Below are 21,837 nucleotides of genomic sequence, written 5' to 3'. Positions count from 1 at the left end.
CTACTCTCCCGACGCCTTGAGGGCGACGGGCTCGACCGAGGTAACCGCGGCCTTCTCTGCCACGGATTTCTCAGCCAACGGGGCGATGGACGCCACGTTCGAGGCTTCGGCAGCCTCGGCCGCTGCGGCCTTGCCTGCGGCACCGATCCCGAGCTTGGCGAGGATCTTGGTCTCGATCTCGTTGGCCATGTCGGGGTTCTCGAGCAGGAACGAGCGGGCGTTCTCTTTGCCCTGGCCGAGCTGGTCGCCGTCGTAGGTGTACCAGGCACCCGACTTGCGCACGATCTCGTGCTCGACGCCGTAGTCGATCAGGCTGCCCTCGCGGGAGATGCCGATGCCGTAGAGGATGTCGAACTCGGCCTGCTTGAAGGGCGGCGCCATCTTGTTCTTGACGACCTTGACACGGGTGCGGTTGCCGACGGCATCCGTTCCGTCTTTCAGGGTCTCGATGCGGCGGATGTCGAGTCGCACCGACGCGTAGAACTTGAGCGCCTTGCCGCCCGAGGTGGTCTCGGGGCTGCCGAAGAACACGCCGATCTTCTCGCGCAACTGGTTGATGAAGATCATCGTGGTCTGCGTCTGGTTGAGCGCCCCGGCGAGCTTGCGCAGCGCCTGCGACATCAGTCGCGCCTGGAGGCCGACGTGACTGTCGCCCATCTCGCCCTCGATCTCGGCCTTCGGCACGAGTGCCGCAACGGAGTCGATGACGATGAGGTCGATCGAGCCGGAGCGCACGAGCATGTCGGCGATCTCGAGCGCCTGCTCCCCGGTGTCGGGCTGCGACACGAGCAGCGCGTCGATGTCGACGCCGAGCTTCTTCGCGTACTCGGGGTCGAGCGCGTGCTCCGCGTCGATGAACGCCGCGATGCCGCCGTCCTTCTGCGCGTTCGCGATGGCGTGCAACGTCAGCGTCGTCTTACCCGACGACTCGGGGCCGTAGATCTCGACGATGCGGCCGCGCGGGATACCGCCGATGCCGAGGGCGACGTCGAGGGCGATCGAGCCGGTCGAGATGACGGCGACCGGCGCGCGCTCATCGCTGCCGAGCCGCATCACCGAGCCTTTGCCGAACTGACGGTCGATTTGGGCGAGAGCGGTCTCGAGGGCCTTCTCGCGGTCTGCGGGACTGGGCATTGCGTTCTCCTTCAGTTCGTATGCGGTGCGCCCATCGGCTGCCGTTCTCTCGCTGACCGGTGAAGCAAGGTCAGCGCCCTCACGGCAGGGCTAGTCGGTGTCCGACGAGTGCGACGCTACGCCCGGGGTCCGACATCGGCCGGGACCGACGGGCAGAACGCTCACAACTCGTCTTCGAAAGACTCTGTGAAGGACACTACGCGTATCCGAACGAATGTTCGAGACGTTCGAGCTGCGGCGTGTCGGGATCGCCCACTCAGCCGCGCGCGGGCTTGGGGAGGCCGGCGCCGTGCCAGCGCTCGACGGGAACCTCCTGCACCCGGCACAGCGCGACCCAGACCTCACGCGCGGGGATGCCGGCGGCGAGAGCCTGCTCGGGCGTGCGGTTTCCCAACTCCACCACGACGGTGTCGCGCAGCAACACTCGCCCGAAGTCGCCGAACTCGTCAGAGACGGCGCGGGTGAACTCGCTGAGCTTCAGAAGCGGGATCTCAGCGAACGGCGAGGTCGGCGTCGAACTCGGCGACCAACTCGTCGGGCAGCGTATCGGGCACGCGGTCGAACGTGGTGTCGGCGAACGACACGCCTTCGACGACGGCGAGCCGGTCGCCCACTTCGCGCATGATGACCGAGATCGGGGTGTCGAGTGCGTCGGCGACCGACGCGAGGATCTCACTCGACGCCTCTTTCTGACCGCGCTCGACCTCACTGAGGTACCCGAGTGCGACGCTCGCCCGCGAGGCGACCTGCCGCAACGTCATCGCCTTCTGAAGGCGGAAATCACGGAGGACGTCACCGATTTCCTGACGGACCAGAACCATGGTGTCCTCCTTCACAAACTCTGCGGGGCCGTTTCGGGCTCCGGGTGGGGTGGCTACGTTACTCCACCGGCTACCTGAACTCTAATTCGCGTCACCTCAGGAATCCCTGTGACGACACGATCTGTAACGAGATCGAAACGGCATCTATTCCGGGAAGGACTCGAGCGCCAGCCTGATCACAGCTTCCACGGTCTCACGGCGGATGGCCGCACGGTCACCTCCCAGTTCGAGGCGCAGCGACCGCACGGCGTCGGCCGTTGCGATCGCGATCCACACGTCCCCGGGGAGATGCCCGTCCTGCGGGTCGGGACCGGCGACCCCGGTGGTGGCGAGCCCCACGTCGGACCGCAGCAGGTGGCGCACCCCCGACGCCATCTGTTCGGCGACCGCCGCCTGGATGGGGCCTCCCGCCGCGAGGAGGCCGGCATCCACCCCCAGCAGGTCATGCTTGAGTTCGGTCGCGTACGCCACGATCCCGCCGCGCACGACGGCCGATGCGCCGGGCACCGACACGAGTTCGGCGGCGACCGATCCGCCGGTGAGTGACTCGGCGACGGCGACGGTGAGCCCCCGCGCGGTCAGGGAGCGGATGATTCGTTCCGCGAGTCTCTCGGACATTGGTTTCGACACGCCGCTTCGCGGCTGCTCAACCGGCGGATTCCGGGCGGGGGCGACCTTTGTAGGCCTGCCAGAGGTACTCGATGCCGCTGACGATCGTGATGATCACGGCGAGGGTCATCAGCACGGCGTTGACGACGTGCATGGTGTCGCCGAAGAAGTTCCACAGCGGCACGATCGCGAAGGAGATCGCGATGATCTGCACCCAGGTCTTGATCTTGCCGAGGATCGACGCGGCGATCACGTGGTCGCGCAGCGCGACGAACCGCAGCACCGTGATGCCGACCTCGCGCAGCAGGATGACTCCGGTCACCCACCAGGGCAGTTCGCCGAGGATGCTGAGGGCGACGAGCGCGCCGCCGGTGAGCAACTTGTCGGCGATCGGGTCGAGCAGCTTGCCGGCGTCCGTGACGAGGTTGCGGCGGCGCGCGAGGAAACCGTCGACGCCGTCGGTCGCCGACGCGAAGATGAACAGTCCGGCGGCGATGTAGCGCAGGTACCCGTCTTGCCCCGCGTCGAGCAGCAGCAGCACGATGAACACGGGCGCCAGCAGCATCCGGAACACCGTGATGATGTTGGCGAGGTTGCCGGCGCTGGCGGTGCCTTCGCCGCCGCGCACGACACGACCGCGCATCGGGTTGACCCTCGCGGGCGGTGGTCCGTCGAGAGTCATCGTCACTCCCTGCCGGTCAGACTCCAAGCGTCCCCGTCCGAGCCGCCGTCGTCATCAGGATACTCCGAGCCCGCAGCCCCAGCCGCCGGGGCGGGAGCGCCGCGCAAGCGGGCCAGGACCTCGGGCAGCTGCTCGACGGTGACGAGCACGTCGCGCGCCTTGGAACCCTCACTGGGCCCGACGATCTCGCGGGATTCGAGCAGGTCCATGAGGCGACCGGCCTTGGCGAAGCCGACCCGCAGTTTGCGCTGGAGCATCGACGTCGAGCCGAACTGGGTGTTGATGACGAGTTCGGCCGCCTGGAGCAGGATCTCGAGGTCGTCGCCGATGTCGCCGTCGACTTCCCGCTTCTCGGCGACGGCTTCGACGTCGGCGCGGTATTCCGGGCGGGCCTGCGCGGTGACGTGCGCGACGACGGCGTGGATCTCGTCTTCGGTGACCCAGGAGCTCTGCACGCGGATCGCCTTCGACGCCCCCATCGGCAAGAAGAGCCCGTCGCCCTGGCCGATCAGCTTGTCGGCGCCGGGCTGGTCGAGGATGACCCGGCTGTCGGTCATCGACGACACCGCGAACGCGAGCCGCGACGGCACGTTCGCCTTGATGAGACCCGTCACCACATCCACCGAGGGACGCTGGGTGGCGAGCACGAGATGGATTCCGGATGCCCGCGCGAGCTGGGTGATGCGCACGATCGAGTCTTCGACATCCCGCGGGGCGACCATCATGAGGTCGGCGAGCTCGTCGACGACGACGAGCAGGTAGGGGTAGGGCTGCAGCACGCGTTGCGACCCGACCGGCAGCACGATCTCGTTCGATAGCACCGCCCGGTTGAAGTCGTCGATGTGCCGGAACCCGAACGACGCGAGGTCGTCGTAGCGCATGTCCATCTCTTTCACGACCCAGGCGAGCGCTTCGGCCGCCTTCTTCGGATTCGTGATGATCGGCGTGATGAGGTGCGGAACCCCCTGGTACGCGGCGAGTTCGACGCGCTTCGGGTCGATGAGCACCATGCGTACCTCGGCGGGCTTCGCGCGCATCAGCACCGAGGTGATCATCGAGTTGATGAACGACGACTTCCCCGATCCGGTCGAGCCGGCGACGAGCAAGTGCGGCATCTTCGCGAGGTTCGCGACGACGAACCCGCCCTCGACGTCTTTGCCGAGGCCGATCGTCATCGGATGCTGCGAGCGCGCGGCGGCACTGGAGCGCAGCACGTCGCCGAGGGTCACGATCTCGCGATCCTTGTTGGGGATCTCGACGCCGATCGCGCTCTTACCGGGGATCGGCGAGAGGATCTGCACCTCGTTCGACGCGACCGCGTACGACAGGTTCTTCGCGAGTGCGGTCACGCGTTCGACCTTGACCCCGACGCCGAGCTCGATCTCGTAGCGGGTGACGCTCGGCCCGCGTGAGAAACCGGTGACCTTGGCGTCGACCTGGAACTGGGTGAGCACCTCGGTGATCGCGGCGATCGTCTCGTCGTTCGCGGGGGTGCGGGTCTTCGGCGGCGTGCCGGCCTGAAGACTGGATGCCGCGGGCAGTCGGTAGGGACGCCGGTTGACCGGCGGGCGGGTCGGCGCCAGGCCCTGGTCGGAAAGCTCGGGATCGGGCAACTCGGTCGGCACCGAGACCTCTCCGTCGCCCTGAAGCCCCCGCCCACTCGGCGGAACCTCGCCGGTGAACCGGCGCACGGCATCCTCGGCCTTGTCCAGCTCTGCGAGCAGGTCGAACGGGTTGACTTCTGACGGCGGCAGGACGACATCCGTCACCTGTTCCCGCGCGACGGGGCTGTCGAACGCCGGATCGCCGGTGGCGTCTTTCTTGCGACGCCACCACGGCATCGACGCCGGGTCCTCGGGCTCGAAGCCGAGATCGGTGAGCGAGCCGAGCTCGGGCTGCTCGGCGGGACTCTTGGCGGCGCGGGCCGGCAGCTCGGCGCCGAACAGATAGCTGTACGCCTCGCCGAGGCGCGGGCCGATGCGGTTCGGCGGCGTCTTCGTGAGGATGAAGAGCGACAGCAGCATGAGGCCGCCGGCGAGCGGCACGGCGAGCCAGGCGGCGCCGATCGTGACGAACGGCTGCGCGACGATCCAGCCGAGGATGCCGCCACCATGCGCCATCGCGACCGCCCCGTCGGCCGGTTGCGGCTGACCGCCGAAGAGGTGGCTCAGCCCGCTCACGCTCGTGAGCAACAACACGAGGCCGACGCCGAGGCGTCCGTTGTCGTGAACGCTCGACGGATGCCGGAACAGCCAGACGGCGAACACCAGCATGATGACGGGCAGGGCGAACGCGACCCGGCCGAACAGTCCACCGAAGGTGTACGCGTCGAGCGCGATCGCGACCTCGTGCGTCGGGTTGAACCACTCGACGACCGCCCCGGCGATCGCGAGCACGATGAGCAGGAACGGCACCCCGTCGCGACGCTCATCGGGGGCGAGAGTCTCCTTGCCGAACAGCCGCGCGCCGCCGCCGACCAGGTGCGCCAGCCCCATCCAGAGGCTGGTCAGCGCTCCGGGATCCTCGGTCTTCGCGGGCGACTTGCCCCTCGGGTAACGCTTCGTCGCGGCTGATGTGTTCGAGCGCGCGCGAGAGGTCGAGCGCGCACGCGCGCTCGTTCGCCCCGTGCTCGTGGCCATGCGGTCACGGTACCCGCGGGTCACGCCGCCGTCGCGGAGCGACACCCGTCGAGCGTCAGTATCGGATGGCGTCGATGACCTTCACCCGCACGGCGACGAGCGCGGGAAGCAACCCGGCGAGCGCCCCGACACCGGTCGCCGCGACCAAGCCGATGGCCGCAGCCTCGACGGGGAACGCGGGAACGTCCTGCACGTAGCCATCGAGCCACGCCGTGACCCACGGGTTCTTCACCAGCAGCACCGCGACGAGCACTCCGACGACGCCGGCGAAGGCCGTGGCGACGACGCTCTCCATCATGACCGAGAAGAACACCCGACCCGCGGTCGCACCGAAACTGCGCCGGATGCCGATCTCGCGGATGCGATGACGCACCGTCACGAGGGCGATGTTCACCAGGCTCAACGCCCCCAGAAGCAGCACGAGGACCGCAACGCCCCCGACGGCGAGCTTCAGCAGCAAGAGCGGGTCCTCGCCCTGTGCCAGGTAGTCCTGGCGCCAGGCATCGACCTGCCAGCCCTCGCCGAGAGTCCCCGCGACGTCGAGGCGAAGGCGCTCGGTGAGCTCCGTCGCCACCTCAGGCGGAATCCAGAACTCGTACTGGTAGTAGAGGTTGGCACGATCCGAGGCCGACGCGAACTCCAGGTAGTCGTCGTTGAGCAGATACGCGGAGAGATCCATCCCCTGCGCGTCGGGCGACGACGAGAAGACGCCTGTCACAACCGACACGATCGTGCGTTCGGCGGCCACGAGCCCGATCGTCGGGTTGGCGCGCAGGTCGGGAGAGCCGAGTCTCGCCCAGAGGTCGCTCGAGATGATGATCGGCGGCGCGAGCCGGTCGACGTCGCGCTCGGTGAACCACTCCCCCTCCTGAAGGCGGGTGCGATGGATCACGCCGTAGGCGCGGTCGACGAGTTGTGCGTTGATCCCGTACACGCCGTCGGGCAGTTGCGCCTGCAGCGGTCCATTGCCGTTGCGCGTGGTGTAACCGATGCCATAACGTTCGGCTGCCCCGGCGATGGCCGGCGCCATCTGCTCCGCCGTCGCCTGCATCCCGGTGACCGGGTTGTAGGCGTTGACCGACACGGTGGCCGGCCGGCCGCCCCAGCGTTCCGACTGCTCGGTCTGCACCTGAGTGGCGATCGCGCCTCCGGCCACGACCGTGGTGAGCGCTGCCACCGCGACGCCCACCCCGATGAGGCTCAGCAGCACGCGGGTGCGGTGCACCTTCACCTCGGACCACGCCTCGACGACCGACCCGACGAGAGCCGTCCAGAGCCTCACAGCGTGAGCTCCTTCTGTGCGAGCGCGTCGATCTGCGCCTGTGCGACGGGTCCGAGAACGCCGCGATCGAGTCGGTAGTGACGCCGGGCAAGAGCTGCGACCTTCGGGTCGTGCGTGATGGTGATGAGCGCGGCGCCGGTGGTCTCGGCCACCTCGTCGAGGAGGGCCATGATCGCTGCCCCCGTCTCGACGTCGAGCGCGCCGGTCGGCTCGTCGGCGAGGATCAGCCGCGGCCCGCGAACCAGGGCGCGGGCGATCGCGACCCGCTGTTGTTCGCCCCCGGAGAGCTGGTCGGGCGTCGACGCGAGCCGCGTTCCGAGGCCGACGCGTTCGAGCATCTGGGTCGCCAGCTGCTGCCGCCTCCAGAACTGCCGGCCCGTCGCGTACAACAGCGGCGTGACGACGTTCTCGAGCGCGGTGCGCCGAGGAAGCAAGTTGAACTGTTGGAAGATGAACCCGACATCGCGTCCGCGGCGCCGGTCGCGTTCCGCTCCACTCAACCGCTCGAGCGGCACCCCGTCGAACTCGAGCGCCCCGCTCGTGGGCGTGTCGATGAGTCCCAGGATATTGAGCAGCGTCGATTTGCCGGAACCAGAGCGGCCGACGACGCTCACATGTTCGCCCACCTCGACGTCGAGGTCGATGCCGCGCAGGATCTCCAGGTTGTCTCCGTCGGGGAGCACGACGGATCGCGTGACGCCCTCGAGGCGTAGGAACGGCATCCTCAGCCGCCGTACCCGATGATGATGCCGCCGTCGCCCATCCCGGGATCGGCGGGGGCGCCGGGCACGAACTGCAGGATGACCTCGCCCTCCTCGATCCCTCCGGTGACCTCCACCGAGGTCCCGTCGGAGAGCCCGAGGGTCACCTCTCTCGGCTCCGTCGCGCCATCCGGGCCGACGACGTAGACGACCCCGGTGCCGCTGCCCCCCTCGACCGCCGTCGTCGGCACCACGAGCACGTTCTCGGCGATGCCGCCGGCGATGGTGAGACGGGCGGTCAGGCCCGGAAACACGCGCACGTCGCTCGGCACGGAACAACGCACGGAGGTGCCGCTCGTCGGCGGGGCGCCGCCGTCGTCCGGCGAGCCGTCGCCCGTCGTGGGCGTCGAGCTCGAAATCGTGAGGCCGGAGCACGTGAACGGCGCAGGACCGCCGGCAATCACGACTTCCGCCTCGGTGGGCTGGGTGGTGAGACGGTATTGGAGTTCGGGCGACAGCGACGCCGTGACGTTGAAGGTCGCCGGCGCGACCTGCCCGATCACGGTACCGATGCCGACCGTCTGCCCGACGAGCACCTCGAACGACGTGAGAATGCCGGCGGCCGGCGCCTTGACGATCGACCAGCGATTCGTTCCGTCATCATTCATGCCGCGGATCTGCATGATCTCGGTTCCGGCCTCCAGCCACTGTCCGCCGGCCACCGAGATCTGACGCACCTCGCCGTCGAGCGTCGCCTTGATCGGAACCGTGGCATCCGCGGCTACGGCGCCATCGAGCACGATGTCGTTGCGCACGGTTCCCGTCATGACCGGGATCTGCGGCTCCACGATCGCACCGGTCGGGAACTCGCCACCACCGCCTTCCTGCACGGGGTCGGCGAAGAAGGCGAGTTTGACGAGCGCTGCGGCGATCGCGGCGAACACGATGATGCGGAGAATGGGGAACACCCATTTGCGGGCTACAGACACGAGGCACTCCTCTTCAGGGCGGGATGCCGTGCCCTGACGACATGACGAACCCCATCGAACCAGGGCGGCCATCCGATCGCATCCCAACCATTCGGGCAGGTCGAACGTCCGCTGGGTCGACTCTAGGTGGGGCCCCGCCGATCAGAGATCATTCCCGAGGATGATTCGCCCTCAGTCATGCAGCATGATCGTGCCGTCGCCCGACCGCCCCACGGCGACGAAGCCCTCCGCCTCGTAGAGCGCCCGTGCCGGGTTGCCGTCTTCGACGCTGAGACTGATCCGGGGATGCTCCGTCACCGCGGCGCGGAGCAGTAGTCGCCCGATCCCGCGCCCCCGCTCCCCCGGCCAGACAGCGATGCCAAGCTCCGGGGTGCGTTCGTCGACGAAGCCGTAGCCCGCGTCATCGGCTCGGAAGAGCCGCCACCAGACGGCGCCGACGACGCGACCGTCTTCCTCGGCGACGAAGCCGCCGTCGCCGTCGCGACCCCATCCGCCGGTGTACTGCGCGAAGGTCGGGTCAGCGCGCCAGAACGCCTCGCCCCGAGGCGACGTCGGGTTCCAGTCGGCGGTGAGCAGGAACCCCGTTTCGACCAGGTGGACGTCACCGAGGCCCAGGGCGCGCATTACGCCTCGATCACGACCGGGATGATCATCGGGCGGCGCCGGTGCTGAGTGTTGACCCAGCGGCCGACGACGCGACGCACGACCTGCTGGTAGCCGTGCTGGTCGCGGGTTCCGCCTTCGGCTGCCTCGGTCAGCGCCTTCACGATCTGCGGGCGCACGCCGTCGAACACCGAGTCGTCTTCGGCGAAGCCGCGCGCCTGGATCTCGGGGCCGACGATGATCTTGCCGGTCTGCACGTCGATCGCGATGAAGATCGAGATGAACCCCTCTTCGGCGAGGATGCGGCGATCCTTGAGGTCGGCATCCGTGATCTCGCCGACCGTCGAGCCGTCGACGTAGACGAAACCGATGTCGAGCTGCCCGGTGACCTGGGCGACGCCGTCCTTGAGGTCGACGACGATGCCGTTCTCGCCGATGATCGCGCGGGCGGGCTCGACGCCGGTCTCCATCGCGAGGTCGGCGGCGGCCCGCAGGTGGCGGGCCTCGCCGTGCACGGGAAGCACGTTGCGCGGCTTGATGATGTTGTAGCAGTACAGCAGTTCGCCGGCCGCCGCGTGGCCCGACGTGTGCACCTTCGCGTTGCCCTTGTGCACGACGTTGGCGCCGAGCTTGGTGAGCCCGTTGATGACCCGGTACACGGCGTTCTCGTTGCCCGGGATGAGACTCGACGCGAGGATGACGGTGTCGCCCTCGCCGATCTCGATCTGGTGATCCTGGTTCGACATGCGGGCGAGCACCGCCATCGGCTCGCCCTGCGACCCGGTGCTCATGAACACAACCCGGTCGTCGGGCATGTTGACGGCGGTCTTGAGGTCGACGATGACCCCCGGCGGAACCTCGAGATAGCCGAGGTCGGCGGCGATGCCCATGTTGCGCACCATCGATCGGCCGACGAAGGCGACGTGCCGCTCGTTGGCGACGGCGGCATCCAGAACCTGCTGCACCCGGTGCACGTGCGACGAGAACGACGCGACGATCACCCGCTTCTTGGCGCGCGAGATGACGTTCTCGATGACCGGGCCGATGTCGCGTTCGAGCGGCGTGAAGCCCGGCACGTCGGCGTTGGTCGAGTCGACAAGGAAGAGGTCGACGCCCTCCTCGCCGAGCCGCGCGAACGCCCGCAGGTCGGTGATGCGACCGTCGAGCGGCAACTGGTCCATCTTGAAGTCGCCCGTGTGCAGCACGAGGCCCGCAGGGGTGCGGATGGCGACGGCGAGCGCGTCGGGGATGGAGTGGTTGACGGCGACGAACTCGAGTTCGAACGGCCCGAAGCGGTCGATCTGGTCGGCCCTCACCTCGCGCGTCTGCGGCGCGATCTTGTGCTCCTTGAGCTTCGCCTCGACGAGCGCGAGCGTCAGCCGCGATCCCATCAGCGGGATGTCGCGGCGCTCCCGCAGCAGGTACGGCACGGCGCCGATGTGGTCTTCGTGGCCGTGGGTGAGCACGACCCCGACGATGTCGTTGAGCCGCTCCCGAATGGGCGCGAAGTCGGGAAGGATCAGGTCGACGCCGGGCTGGTGCTCCTCAGGGAACAGCACGCCGCAGTCGACGATGAGCAGCTTGCCCTCGTACTCGTAGACGGTCATGTTGCGACCGATCTCGCCGAGCCCACCGAGCGGGAGGACGCGGAGAGTGCCGGGCGCGAGCGCGGGCGGGTCGTACAGGTCGTCGGCCATCAGCGGGTCGTTCCGGCGATCTTGGGAAGCGCTCCGCCAGCCGCCGCGTTCGCGTCGGGGCGGAAGGTCTTCGCGTCGATGCCCTCGATGTCGTGCACCAGGGCGATCTCGTCCTCGATCAGGGCGGCCTCGTGTTCCTCGGGCCCGACGAGCGGCAGCCGCACGCGCGGGGTGCTGATGCGACCGAAGCCGTGCAGGATGTACTTCGTCGCGACGGTGCCGGGCACGTGGGTCATCGTGGCGCGCACGAGCGGCTCGAGCGCCTGATGCGCGGCGCGCGCACTGTCGAGGTCGTTGGCGTTGACGGCATCCACCATGCGCCGGTACGGCTCGGGCGCGATGTTCGCGGTCACGCCGATCAGCCCGGTGCCGCCGATCGCGAGCGTCGGCAACGCGTTGGCGTCGTCGCCGGCGAAATACATCAGGTCGGTCTGGTTGAGCACGCGGCTCACCTCGCTGAGGTCGCCCTTGGCATCCTTCACCCCGAGGATGTTGGGGTGCTTCGACGCTCGAAGTATCGTCTCGTACTTGATCTCGACTCCCGTGCGGCCCGGGATGTCGTAGAGAATCACCGGCAGATCGGTCGCGTCGGCGACCATGCGGAAGTGGGTGAGGATGCCCGACTGCGTCGGCTTGTTGTAGTACGGGGTGACGATCATGATGCCGTCGGCGCCGGCCTTCTCACTGTCCTTGTAGAGCTGGATGGCGTGCGCCGTCTCGTTGGAACCGCCCCCGGTGATGACCTTCGCGCGGCCGGCCACGACATCCTTCGCCACCTCGACCAGCTTGATCTTCTCGGAGTCGGTGAGCGTGCTGGTCTCGCCTGTCGTGCCGGTGACGACGATGCCATCGGCTCCGTGGGTGACCAGATTGTCGATGTGCTTCTCGACGTCGGCCCAGTGCACCTCTCCGTCGTGGGTGAACGGAGTCACCAGCGCGACGAGCACCTGCCCGAACGGATTCTCTTGCGACGACACGCGTTACAGGCTATCGGTGTGGACGGCGGGGGATATCCGCCCGGAAGGCAGAGGTCAGTCCGGCCGACGCTCGGCGGACGTGGGTGGCGGCAACGTTGGCCGTGGCGATCCGGCACCCTCCGGAATCGGGATGCCTCGCACGGCGAGGTCGTGGTTGGCCCAGATGGCCTGGATGCCGGCTTTGAGGCACAGGATCGCGACGAACAGCAGCAGCGCGTCGAACTGCAGCAGGAAGCCGAACCCCAGGGGATTCTGGGGGCGCGCGAACCCGGCGAGCAGCACGAATCCGCCCAGCGCCAGCAGCCCGAACGCGGTGATGATCGCGGTCCCTGGCCGCCCATTCGATCGATCCATGGCCAGTGCGACGAGTCGAGCATCCCGTGGCGTCGCCGCACGGTAGCGCAGCCACGGAGCGATCGCGAGGATGCCACGCACGAGAAGAAGGACTGTGCCCGCGGCGCTCAGGAACGGGGCGACCAGCACGAAGACCTCGGTGCGCTGCCCGTACATGTCGAAGCCGATCGCTTCGCGCCACCCGGAGGTGAACGCGATGACTCCGCCCACCGTGCCGACGAGCAGGATCGCCGCGTACAGAAGCCCGAACCACGGGTTCCGGGGATGTCGCAACCCGTCGCGTGAGCGCTGTCGGGGCGGGCCGGGTGTCGTCACGGGGCGACCCGGCCGCCGCCCTCGAAGGCGGCGTGAGTGAGGGGCATGAGCGGCTTCCACGCCTCCTCCATCAGCTCGGCGACCATCTCGATCTCGCGCTGCGGGAACGACGGGAAGTGCGATTCGGGGCGCTTGGTGCGCAGCGACAGGAAGTTCATGAGCGACCGGGCGTTCATCGTCACGTACATCGAGGAGTACAGCGACAGCGGCAGCACGGTGCGGGCGACCTCGCGGGCGACGCCGGCATCCAGCTGCTTCTGGTACTCGGCGTAGGCGAACGTCGCGACCGCGCGCCCCGACTCGACCGCGAGAGCCGTCTGCTCGGGGGTGCCCGGGATGAAGTCGTACGCGCCGGGCTTTCCAACCTGAACCAGATTCCGCGACGGCGACGGCACGTAGAACACGGGACGCATCTCGCGGTAGCGGCCCGACTCCTCGTTGTAGGAGGCGATGCGGTGCCGCATGAACTCGCGGAAGACGAACAGCGGCGCCTGCACGTAGAACGTCATCGAGTTGTGCTCGAACGGCGAGCCGTGCCGGTCGCGCATCAGGAAGTTGATGAGCCCCTTGTCTTTCGACCCGGCGTCGACACCGGAGGCGGCATCTTCGAGGGTCTGCTCCCCCATCGTCGACACCCGGGCGGCGAACACCACGTCGGAGTCGTGGGCGCTGCTGCGCACCAACTCGACGGTCATGTCGGAACGGAACTCGATCTGGTAGTCAGCCTCAGGCACGGCCCTCACGATATCCGCCCGCGACGTATGACGGAGTGTGACAGGCCCGGGTGACGCGACCGGATCAGCTCACTACCTTCAGAGAGATGGATGCCGCACTGGTCACGCTCGCGCTGGGGAGCCTCGTGTTCGCCGCGACGCTGCTCGGCCTCTGGCACCGGGCGACCCAGGGCCGCGCCCGGACGGTTTCCGATACGCGCATCGTGAGCATCGACGGCGTCGCCCTCGGCGGCCGCGCGACACTTCTGCAGTTCTCGACCGAGGTGTGCGCCCCCTGCAAGTCGACGGCCCGCGTGCTCGACGATCTTGCCGCCCGCACCGAAGATGTCGCGCACGTCGACCTCGACGTGACCCACCGGCCCGAGCTGGCGTCGCGCTACCGGGTGCTGCAGACCCCGACGACGCTCATCCTCGACGCCGACGGCGCGGTGCGCGCGCGTATCGGCGGGGCCGTGCGACGGGATGTCGTGGTCGCCGAACTGGATCGAGTGCTCGCCCTCGAGCGGGTGCTCGCCGCATGACCGCTCCCGAAACCCCGCGGGGCATCGACCCCCGCGGATCGCGGTTCAGCGCCGGCATCACGGCGATCCTGTTGCTCGTCGTCATCGCGCTCGCACTGCTGGAGTTCGGCACCGCCGCGCTCATCCTGACGATCTACATCGCCGCGGTGTTCCTCTGGGGCGCCGTCGCGGGAGTACAGCGGCATCCCTACGGCCTGTTCTTCAAGAAGGTGCTGCGGCCGCGGCTGAAGCCTCCGGTCGACCTCGAAGACCCGGCTCCCCCGACCTTCGCGCAGGGCGTCGGCCTGTTCGTGACGGTCGTCGGCATCGCCCTGTACTTCATCGTCGGGCCGGTCGCACTCGTCATCGCCGGTGCCGCCGCGTTCGTCGCCGCCTTCCTCAACTCGGTGTTCGCCTACTGCCTGGGCTGCCAGATCTACCTCCTTCTGGCGCGCGCCGGCATCGTCGGTCGCAAGGGTGCCGCGGCCGCCTAGAAAACGTAGGCTCGGGTCATGGCATTGACTTCTGAAGCGACGACGCTGTGGTTCGGAGACCTGAAGAGCGGATCGGGCACGACGAGCCTCGATTCCTCGGACGCGGGTGAGTTCCCGGTCACCTGGCAGGCCCGGTCGGAGGGCGCTCCGGGCCGCACGAACCCCGAGGAGCTGCTCGGCGCCGCGCACTCGGCGTGCTACTCGATGGCGTTCTCGAAGGCGCTCGGCGAGGCGGGGCACGCCCCCGAAAGCCTGCAGGTGACCGCCGCCGTGACCTTCCAGCCCGGTGAGGGAATCACCGGCGTTCACCTGCTGGTGAGCGCCAAGGCTCCCGGTCTCGACCCGGTCGAATTCCAGCGGCTCGCCGAAGATGCCAAGGCGAACTGCCCGGTGTCGAAGGCGCTCACCGGCACCACGATCACCCTCGAGGCGAGCCTGGCCTAGGCCGGGCCGCTCAGATTCGGGACGCACCGTTGAGTCGAATCGTCGTCTCCGGCGCGTCCGGACTGATCGGGCGCCCCCTCGTGCGCGACCTGCGCGCCGGCGGTCACCAGGTGACCACTCTGGTGCGTCACGCTCCGAAGGGTCCGGACGAGGTCCGGTGGGATCCAGATTCCGGCGGGCTCGACGCACGCGCGCTGGAGGGTGCCGACGCGGTCATCAACCTTTCGGGGGCGTCGATCGCCCGCATCCCGTGGACGACCTCCTATCGTCGCGAACTCGTGTCGTCGCGCATCACTACCACGCGCCTGCTTGCCGAGACGATGGCGGGCATGTCGACGCCCCCGGCGACGTTCCTCAGCGGGTCCGCGATCGGCTTCTACGGCGACCGACCCCGAGTGCGACTCGACGACGACTCGCCGCGCGGCGACGGCTTCGTGCCCGACCTCGTACTCGCCTGGGAACAGGCGGCCGCACTCGCCCCACCGCAGACCCGGGTCGTCGCACTGCGCACGAGCGTCGTCGTCGCGAAGTCGGGCGGGCTGGCCCCGGTGCGGCTGCTCACCGCCTTCGGCCTCGGTGCGCGATTCGGATCGGGGCGGCAGTTCTGGCCGTGGATCTCACTCGACGACGAGGTGCGCGCGATCGTGCACCTGCTGTCGTCGTCGATCTCGGGACCCGTCGTGCTCGCGGGCCCGACCCCGGCGACGGCCGACGAGATCACGCAGGCCTACGCCGACATCCTGAAACGGCCACGGTGGCTGCCGGTTCCTGCCTGGGCAATCCGACTTGGGCTGGGTGAGGCAGGGCAGCGGCTGCTGCTCGACGACATGCAGGTGCAGCCCGTGCGACTCGCCGCGGATGGCTTCGAGTGGCGGCACCGTACGGCGCGCGACGCGATCCGGGCGGCTCTGGGCCGATGACGACCCCGACATCCCGACGCCTCGGCCTCATGGTCGACCGTGCCCTCCCGCCGGAGCGGCTGCCCGGCCTCGCGACCGACGCCGAGCGACTCGGTGCCGACGAGCTGTGGCTCGTCGAAGACCTCGGCTGGGCCGGCGCGATCGCCACCATCGGCACGGCCCTCGCGGTGACGACGCGCCTGCACGTGGGGATCGGCATCATCCCCGCTCCGCTGCGCAACCCTGCGGTGCTGGCGATGGAGCTGGCCGCCCTCGAGCGGCTCAACCCCGGGCGGCTGATCGCGGGCATCGGCCATGGCGTGACCGAATGGATGGCGCGGATCGGCGTGAGCACGCCGTCGCCGCTCGCGCTTCTGGAGGAGACGTTCGTCGCCGTGCGCACGCTGCTCGCCGGCGAGGAACTCACCCTCGACGGCCGGGCGGTGCACGTCCGTGACACGCGGCTCGTGCATCCGCCCGCCCGGGTTCCCCCGCTGATCGCCGGGGTGAAGGGGCCGAAGTCGCTGGAACTCGCGGGACGAATCGCCGACGGCACCCTGCTCGCCGAAGGCAGCGGGGCGGCGCACATCGTCGAGGCTCACGCCGCGGCAGCACGCGGGGGTGGCGGTTCCGGATACGAGGTCAGCATCTTCGTACACCTGGCGATCGACGACGACCCGGCGCGTGCCCGAACCCTTGTCGTTCCCGCCGCAGCTGATGCCGCCAGCTTCCTTGGCATCCCGATCGATGAGGCGACCGTTGCCGCCGGTTCGCCGGCCGACGCCGCTGCGACCGTGACTGCCCTCTGGGATGCCGGGGCCGCATCCGTCATCGTGCGCCCGGTGGGCGACGACCCGATCGGGCAGTTCGAGCGACTCGTTGCCGCTCTCAGCCCGCGCGGCTGAGAGCAATCGCCTGACGGGTGGCCCAACGCGCGCGGCGCCGGTCGCCGGCGGCGTCGTAGGCGAGGCCGAGCCGGAACCAGGTGCGCCAGTCGTCGGGAGCCGCTTCGGTCGCCGCCTGGTATGCCGGGAACACCGCGGCGGCGGCGGCCGGGTCGATCCGCCCGCTCGGACGGAGCGGGAGTTCGCCGTTGGGCAGCCCACCCTCGGCGTCGAGTAGCACGCCGAGCCGTTCGGCCCGCACGGCGAACAGCACCTCGGCGACGAGAGCCCAGCCCGCGATCAGCGGCAGGATGAAGAGGGCGATTCCGAGGGAGACGGCGACCGGTTCGCCGACACCGATCAACACCAATCCGTACCTGATCGCGAAGACCAGGTAAAGGGCCAGAAGTGCCACCATGACGGCGACGGCGGCCTTGGTGCGCATAGCTAGGATCACAGCCCGAGCAGCGCGCCGAGCCCGACGACGAGTCCGGATCCGGGGGTCGCGGCGGCGAGGGCCAACAGGATGCCGGGCTCGTACGACTCATCCGACAGCGTCTCGTGCACGATCCGCACGGTCTCGCCCGCGCCGCCCAGGACGACTTCCTGCCGCGCGCTGATCCCCGACATCCGCATCGAGTGCACCGGCACGTTCGCGACCTGCTGACCGCGGGCGCGCTGGTCGGCGTGCGGTGCGGCGACAGGACCGAGCTCGGAGCGTGCGGCGGCGATCAGCTCGGCGGTGCGGATGGCGGTGCCCGACGGCGAGTCGGTCTTGCCCGCGTGGTGGGCCTCGATGATCTCGATCGACTCGAAGTGCGGGGCGGCGAGTTCGGCGAAGCGGGTCGCGAGGGCCGAGCCGAGCGAGAAGTTCGGAATGAACAGCGCCGTCAGCCCCGGATCGGCGGCGATGCGGGCGGCGACGGGGGCGATGCGGTCGGTCGTCCACCCCGAGGTGCCGACGACGATCGGGATGCGACGGTCGAGCGCCGCCTCGACGACACCCGGCGAGACGGCCGGCGCGCTCACGTCGATGACGACGTCGGCGCCATCGAGCTGGTCGAACGAGTCGCCGCGCCCGATGCGCGCGTGCACGTCGAAGTGGTCGCCCGCAGTGAGCAGCCGGTCGATGAGGCCACCCATTCGGCCCGGAGAACCGACGATCGCGACAGAGGTGACCATGCCCCTCAGCTTAGGGTTGGGGCGTGCTCGACTTCGTTCCGACCCCGACGGATGCGCCGGTCGCCGACGAGCTGCTCGGCGAGTACTTCACCAGCCGCGAACTCGGGATGCCCGGCTACCGCACGTTCCGGCCGGCGCCCGAGTTGTTCGTGCCGCCCGCCGGAGTGTTCCTCGTTGCCGAGATCGACGGCTCCGCGATCGGCTGCGGCGGCATCCGCATGCTCGCGCCCGACCGAGCCGAGGTGAAGCACCTCTGGGTGCGGCCCGCCGCCCGCGGCACCGGCCTCGGCCGCGCGCTGCTGATGGAGTTGGAGCATCGCGCCGCCGAACTCGGGGCGACCGAGATCGTGCTCGATACCCACGAGCGTCTCGAAGCCGCGCAGGCGCTCTACCGTTCATCGGGGTACAGCGATGTCGAGCCCTACAACGACAATCCCAACGCGACGCACTGGTTTCGCAAAGGTCTCGACACGCCGCGCTGACGCGCGGCTACTCGACCACCGACACGGACACGCCGCGCTGACGCGCGGCTACTCGACGACAAAGGGGGGCTGGTCAGTAGGGCTGGGCGACGGTGAGGCCGGTGCGGAGCTCGGGGGCGAGGTGGCCGAGGTCGTTGTGGGTCACCAGTACGGGCGGCTTGGCCGAACGCACGCGGATGATCGTGAGGCCGCAGTTCGCCTGATTGACACCGAGCCAGCGCCAGGTGGGCGCCCCGAAGGTCTCGCGCACGAACCAGCCGATCACGAAGTTGTGGGTGATGAGCAGGTCGTGGCGGTCGCGGCCGGAGGGCGGCGTCATCCACTCGGCGAGCGCGTCGGCCATCTGCGCCTCGCCGGCCGCGATCTCTTCGGCGGTGACTCCCCCGAAGAACGGCTCGAACGCGTGCGGGAGATCGTGCGTCGGACCCGACGGGATGCAGTCCATCAGCAGCGCCGAGGGCTGCGGCTCGAGGGCGGGCAGGCGCTCGGTCATGATGCGTGCGGTCTCCTGCGCCCGCTGAAGCGGTGAGGTCCACGCCCCCGAGAACGGAACGCCCCCGAGGCGCTCGGCGAGAGCGTTCGCCTGACGCACGCCCCGCGCACTCAGCGGTCCGTCGGGCAGGCCGTGTTCGGCATCCTGCTGCTCGCCGTGGCGCACGAGGTACAGATAGCGGGAAGACAATGCGGCTCCTTGGAACTGATGAGAATCAGGCGGCGACGGCAGCGCCGTCGAGACCCGTGAGAGATGCCGGGTCGACCGCACCGACGGCGGCGACCGAGAGCGGGCGAGCCGCGAGTTCGGCGGCGAGGTCACGCACGGCGTCGGGGGTGACCGATGCGATGCGTCGCAGCGTCTCGTCGAGATCGGTGAACTCCCCCGTCGTGAGCTCCGAGCGTCCGAGACGCGTCATGCGGGTGTCGGAGTCTTCGAGCGCCAAGGCGGATGCACCACCGAGCTGCCCCTGGGCGCGGGCGAGCTCCTCGTCGGTGATGCCGCCATCCGCGAGCCGCCGGAACTCGTCGAGCATGAGACCCGCGACCTGCGGGGCGCGCTTCGGGGAGCATCCGGCGTAGAGGCCGAGCACGCCGGCATCGGAGTACGACGCCGCGAACGAGTACACCGAGTATGCGAGGCCGCGCTTCTCGCGGATCTCTTGAAACAGCCGCGACGACATCCCGCCACCGAGCACCGAGTTGAGCACGGTGAGCGCGGGCCGACGCTCGTCGGCCGCGTGGAGCCCGGCGACCCCGAGCAGCAGGTTGGCCTGCTCGAGCGGCCGGTCGACGACGACCAGCGGGCTGCCGCGGTCGACCGCGTCGAGCTTCGGATCACGGCGAGCCACCGGATGCGCGGGCAGGTGCAGATTCCAGCCTGCGGTTTCCAGCGCGGCGACCGTCCAGCCGACGAGCTCGTCGTGATCGACGGCACCGGCGACCGAGATCACCAGATCTTGCGGCCGGTAGTTGGCGCGGTAGTGCTCCCAGACCGCCTCACGGGTGACGGCGGTGATCGCCTCCGGATTTCCGCCGATCGGGCGACCGAGGTCGTGGGCGCCGAAGACGGCCTCGAAGAAGCGTTCTGACACGACATCCGACGGGTCATCGTCGGCCATCGCCAGCTCTTCGAGGATGACGCCGCGTTCGCTCTCGAAGTCTTCAGGAACCAGAAGCGACGACGTGAACATGTCGGCCAGCACGCGCACCGCCATCGGCAAGTCGATGTCGCGCACCTTCGCGTAGTAGCAGGTGTACTCCTTCGCCGTCATCGCGTTGTGCTCTCCGCCGACAGCATCGAACGAGACGGCGATGTCGAGGGCGGTGCGGGAGGTCGTGCCCTTGAACAGCAGGTGCTCGAGAAAGTGGGTCGACCCGTAGGTCACCGGCACCTCGTCGCGTGATCCGACAGCCACCCAGAACCCCACGGTCGCACTTTGCGAGCCGGGCACCTGCTCGCTGAGGATGCGCACCCCGCTCGGCAGGATGGTTCGCCGAACGCGCGACCCACCGGATGCGGCGATCTCCAGCTCGGGCAGGTCGAGCGGGAACGCAACGGCGCCGTTCATCCCGTCGAGCCTAAGTCATGCGCATGGCGCACCGACGACACCCCCCGAACTGGAGAGGAGGACAGACAACTCTGTCTGTCCTCCTATGTTATTCTGGCGTCAGTAAGGTCCACTCCCCCGGGTGGATCTGAGGTCCGCGGGACCGGCCCGAACGTTCCCGCGGACGGGTCGTGTTCGCTCCCCCCGGCGGGCACGGCCCCTTCCCGTTTCATCCGGCACCACCCCGAACGACCGAGAGCAGCCCGTGTCCATCGACATCGAACCGCCCCTGACATCGCTGCCCGAGGCGCCCGCAAAACTCCGCATCCTGCTGACTGCCGACGAACTCTTCTACGACGAAGGCATCCGTTCCGTCGGGGTCGATCGCCTCATCGCGACGGCCAACGTCACCAAGGCCACGTTCTACAAGCACTACGGCTCGAAAGACCGGGTCATCACGGCGTATGTCGGGTACCGGCACCGCCAGATCGCCGAAGCATTCGCCCAACTCGCGGAGGCCACCACGACCCCGACCGCGACATTGACGGCGCTGCGGGACTCGATCCTCGACGAGATCGCAGCACCCGGGTTTCGCGGTTGCCCGTTCATCAACGCCGCCGCGGAGTTCTCCGACCCCCAGCATCCGGTTCGCGTCGCCGTCCGGGAGCACCGGGAGTGGTACGGCACCGTTCTCGAACGACTCACTCGCGCCCTCGGCCATCCGATGCCCGGTGAAGCCGCCGACGAGCTGGTGCTCGCACGTGACGGGGCGATGAGCGGCGGCTACGCGGGCGACCCGATCGCCGCTTCGACGGCGCTGACCCGCACGTTCGATCGGATCCTGGCCGAAGCCACCGCCTGACCCTTAGCACCGACGGGGCGTCCCCCGGAAGAGGGGACAAGGCCGGTTGAACGCCGATAGGCTCGGGGCGCTCGGCAACCCCTGCCGGGTCTCACAGGAAGGTTTCACGCCGTGGAGATCACTTTCGCCATCGAGCTCAGCCTGATGTTCTTCATCGCCGCCATCGGCGGCATCCTTGCCCTCATCGACGGGATCACCCGAGCGCGGGGCGGAGCTGCCCTGCTCGCGATCCTTCAAATCATCGTCGCAGTGCTGTTCCTCATCTCGCTGTTCGTGCGCGGCATTCCGCTGACCGTCGGCGAGCTCGAGTTCACCACCCCTCTGCTCGGGTTCATCCTGGTGATCATCCTGCTCATCCAGTTGGCCTTCCGCGCCGGAGTGCGCCGCGGCGGGGTGGCCATCACCCTGATCGCGATCATCCTGCTGGTGATCTGGTTCGTGTTCGGCCTGGGTGCCCGCATCGACCTCTACGTGCCGGGCGTCACCGGCTGACCCTCGTCGGGAGTCTCGG

The 21,837-nt window shown here is 68.9% G+C and carries 26 protein-coding genes; 8 read left to right on the top strand and 18 right to left on the bottom strand.

Annotated elements, in window-relative coordinates; translation table 11 throughout:
• The 14 genes from recA to thyX all read right to left on the bottom strand — a co-directional run bounded on the left by recA (position 1) and on the right by thyX (position 13,498).
• Positions 1-1,134 carry a recombinase RecA gene (gene recA, locus WBL06_RS13380; protein WP_424456862.1) on the bottom strand — a complete coding sequence of 378 codons (1,134 nt, stop codon included), beginning with the start codon at positions 1,132-1,134 and terminating at the stop codon, positions 1-3.
• A 256-nt stretch (positions 1,135-1,390) separates the two neighbouring features.
• Positions 1,391-1,615, bottom strand: coding sequence for a DUF3046 domain-containing protein (locus WBL06_RS13375; RefSeq protein ID WP_424456927.1), 225 nt, complete (start codon positions 1,613-1,615; stop codon positions 1,391-1,393).
• 10 nt (positions 1,616-1,625) lie between these two features.
• Entirely contained in the window at positions 1,626-1,955 is a 330-nt protein-coding gene (locus tag WBL06_RS13370) for a helix-turn-helix domain-containing protein (RefSeq protein WP_424456860.1), read from the bottom strand.
• Positions 1,956-2,099: 144 nt separating this feature from the next.
• Positions 2,100-2,573, bottom strand: a complete 474-nt coding sequence (locus tag WBL06_RS13365) for a CinA family protein (protein WP_424456859.1) — start codon at positions 2,571-2,573, stop codon at positions 2,100-2,102.
• Between the two features lie 28 nt (positions 2,574-2,601).
• Positions 2,602-3,207 carry a CDP-diacylglycerol--glycerol-3-phosphate 3-phosphatidyltransferase gene (gene pgsA / locus WBL06_RS13360; RefSeq protein ID WP_424456857.1) on the bottom strand — a complete coding sequence of 202 codons (606 nt, stop codon included), beginning with the start codon at positions 3,205-3,207 and terminating at the stop codon, positions 2,602-2,604.
• 41 nt (positions 3,208-3,248) lie between these two features.
• Positions 3,249-5,885 carry a DNA translocase FtsK gene (locus tag WBL06_RS13355; RefSeq protein ID WP_424456855.1) on the bottom strand — a complete coding sequence of 879 codons (2,637 nt, stop codon included), beginning with the start codon at positions 5,883-5,885 and terminating at the stop codon, positions 3,249-3,251.
• A 55-nt stretch (positions 5,886-5,940) separates the two neighbouring features.
• The gene (locus tag WBL06_RS13350; RefSeq protein WP_424456853.1) at positions 5,941-7,167 is read right to left on the bottom strand and encodes an ABC transporter permease; all 1,227 of its coding nucleotides are present in this window, start codon (positions 7,165-7,167) and stop codon (positions 5,941-5,943) included.
• Positions 7,164-7,889 (bottom strand): ABC transporter ATP-binding protein, encoded by a 726-nt coding sequence (locus WBL06_RS13345; protein WP_424456851.1) that lies wholly within the window; start codon positions 7,887-7,889, stop codon positions 7,164-7,166. Before WBL06_RS13345 ends, WBL06_RS13350 begins: the two co-directional genes overlap by 4 nt.
• 2 nt (positions 7,890-7,891) lie before the next feature.
• The gene (locus tag WBL06_RS13340; protein WP_424456850.1) at positions 7,892-8,857 is read right to left on the bottom strand and encodes an efflux RND transporter periplasmic adaptor subunit; all 966 of its coding nucleotides are present in this window, start codon (positions 8,855-8,857) and stop codon (positions 7,892-7,894) included.
• A gap of 171 nt (positions 8,858-9,028) precedes the next feature.
• Entirely contained in the window at positions 9,029-9,481 is a 453-nt protein-coding gene (locus tag WBL06_RS13335; RefSeq protein ID WP_424456848.1) for an N-acetyltransferase family protein, read from the bottom strand.
• Entirely contained in the window at positions 9,481-11,157 is a 1,677-nt protein-coding gene (locus tag WBL06_RS13330) for a ribonuclease J (RefSeq protein ID WP_424456846.1), read from the bottom strand. The genes WBL06_RS13335 and WBL06_RS13330 overlap by 1 nt, the downstream gene beginning before the upstream one ends.
• A complete protein-coding gene (gene dapA / locus WBL06_RS13325; protein WP_424456844.1) occupies positions 11,157-12,134 on the bottom strand; it encodes a 4-hydroxy-tetrahydrodipicolinate synthase in 978 nt (325 codons plus the stop codon). The genes WBL06_RS13330 and dapA overlap by 1 nt, the downstream gene beginning before the upstream one ends.
• Positions 12,135-12,188: 54 nt before the next feature.
• Positions 12,189-12,761, bottom strand: a complete 573-nt coding sequence (locus WBL06_RS13320; RefSeq protein WP_424456842.1) for a hypothetical protein — start codon at positions 12,759-12,761, stop codon at positions 12,189-12,191.
• Positions 12,762-12,799: 38 nt separating this feature from the next.
• Positions 12,800-13,498 carry an FAD-dependent thymidylate synthase gene (gene thyX / locus WBL06_RS13315; protein WP_424456925.1) on the bottom strand — a complete coding sequence of 233 codons (699 nt, stop codon included), beginning with the start codon at positions 13,496-13,498 and terminating at the stop codon, positions 12,800-12,802.
• 125 nt (positions 13,499-13,623) lie between these two features.
• Here thyX and WBL06_RS13310 point away from each other — a divergent pair, with 125 nt between their 5' ends.
• Genes WBL06_RS13310 through WBL06_RS13290 form a run of 5 tightly spaced genes read left to right on the top strand, consistent with a single transcriptional unit; the run spans position 13,624 to position 16,779 of the window.
• Positions 13,624-14,058, top strand: coding sequence for a TlpA family protein disulfide reductase (locus WBL06_RS13310; RefSeq protein WP_424456841.1), 435 nt, complete (start codon positions 13,624-13,626; stop codon positions 14,056-14,058).
• A complete protein-coding gene (locus WBL06_RS13305; RefSeq protein WP_424456840.1) occupies positions 14,055-14,531 on the top strand; it encodes a DUF4395 domain-containing protein in 477 nt (158 codons plus the stop codon). Before WBL06_RS13310 ends, WBL06_RS13305 begins: the two co-directional genes overlap by 4 nt.
• Positions 14,532-14,549: 18 nt before the next feature.
• On the top strand, positions 14,550-14,975 hold the full coding sequence (locus WBL06_RS13300; protein WP_424456838.1) for an OsmC family peroxiredoxin: 426 nt from the start codon (positions 14,550-14,552) through the stop codon (positions 14,973-14,975).
• A gap of 29 nt (positions 14,976-15,004) precedes the next feature.
• Positions 15,005-15,895: a TIGR01777 family oxidoreductase gene (locus tag WBL06_RS13295; RefSeq protein WP_424456836.1), complete on the top strand. Its 891-nt coding sequence runs from the start codon at positions 15,005-15,007 to the stop codon at positions 15,893-15,895.
• Positions 15,892-16,779 carry an LLM class flavin-dependent oxidoreductase gene (locus tag WBL06_RS13290; RefSeq protein WP_424456834.1) on the top strand — a complete coding sequence of 296 codons (888 nt, stop codon included), beginning with the start codon at positions 15,892-15,894 and terminating at the stop codon, positions 16,777-16,779. Before WBL06_RS13295 ends, WBL06_RS13290 begins: the two co-directional genes overlap by 4 nt.
• Here WBL06_RS13290 and WBL06_RS13285 read toward each other — a convergent pair.
• Positions 16,763-17,203, bottom strand: coding sequence for a tetratricopeptide repeat protein (locus WBL06_RS13285; protein ID WP_424456833.1), 441 nt, complete (start codon positions 17,201-17,203; stop codon positions 16,763-16,765). The two genes, WBL06_RS13290 and WBL06_RS13285, sit on opposite strands and share 17 nt — an antisense overlap.
• An 8-nt stretch (positions 17,204-17,211) precedes the next feature.
• Complete coding sequence (gene dapB / locus WBL06_RS13280) at positions 17,212-17,940, bottom strand: 4-hydroxy-tetrahydrodipicolinate reductase (protein WP_424456831.1); 729 nt, start codon at positions 17,938-17,940, stop codon at positions 17,212-17,214.
• Between the two features lie 23 nt (positions 17,941-17,963).
• Here dapB and WBL06_RS13275 point away from each other — a divergent pair, with 23 nt between their 5' ends.
• The gene (locus WBL06_RS13275; protein WP_424456829.1) at positions 17,964-18,422 is read left to right on the top strand and encodes a GNAT family N-acetyltransferase; all 459 of its coding nucleotides are present in this window, start codon (positions 17,964-17,966) and stop codon (positions 18,420-18,422) included.
• A 73-nt stretch (positions 18,423-18,495) separates the two neighbouring features.
• On the opposite strand, the gene WBL06_RS13270 is transcribed toward WBL06_RS13275, so the two are convergent.
• Entirely contained in the window at positions 18,496-19,104 is a 609-nt protein-coding gene (locus WBL06_RS13270; protein WP_424456827.1) for a histidine phosphatase family protein, read from the bottom strand.
• 25 nt (positions 19,105-19,129) lie between these two features.
• A complete protein-coding gene (locus tag WBL06_RS13265; protein ID WP_424456825.1) occupies positions 19,130-20,485 on the bottom strand; it encodes a M16 family metallopeptidase in 1,356 nt (451 codons plus the stop codon).
• Positions 20,486-20,729: 244 nt separating this feature from the next.
• Between WBL06_RS13265 and WBL06_RS13260 the strand changes: the two genes are divergently transcribed.
• Positions 20,730-21,326, top strand: coding sequence for a TetR/AcrR family transcriptional regulator (locus WBL06_RS13260; RefSeq protein WP_424456823.1), 597 nt, complete (start codon positions 20,730-20,732; stop codon positions 21,324-21,326).
• A gap of 111 nt (positions 21,327-21,437) precedes the next feature.
• Positions 21,438-21,818, top strand: a complete 381-nt coding sequence (locus WBL06_RS13255; protein WP_424456821.1) for a hypothetical protein — start codon at positions 21,438-21,440, stop codon at positions 21,816-21,818.
• Positions 21,819-21,837: the final 19 nt, after the last annotated feature.

Source organism: Pseudolysinimonas sp. (assembly GCF_049651805.1).
Taxonomy (GTDB): domain Bacteria; phylum Actinomycetota; class Actinomycetes; order Actinomycetales; family Microbacteriaceae; genus Pseudolysinimonas_A.
The sequence above is the reverse complement of the archived record's forward strand: the minus strand, read 5'-3'. Positions and strand labels throughout refer to the sequence as shown.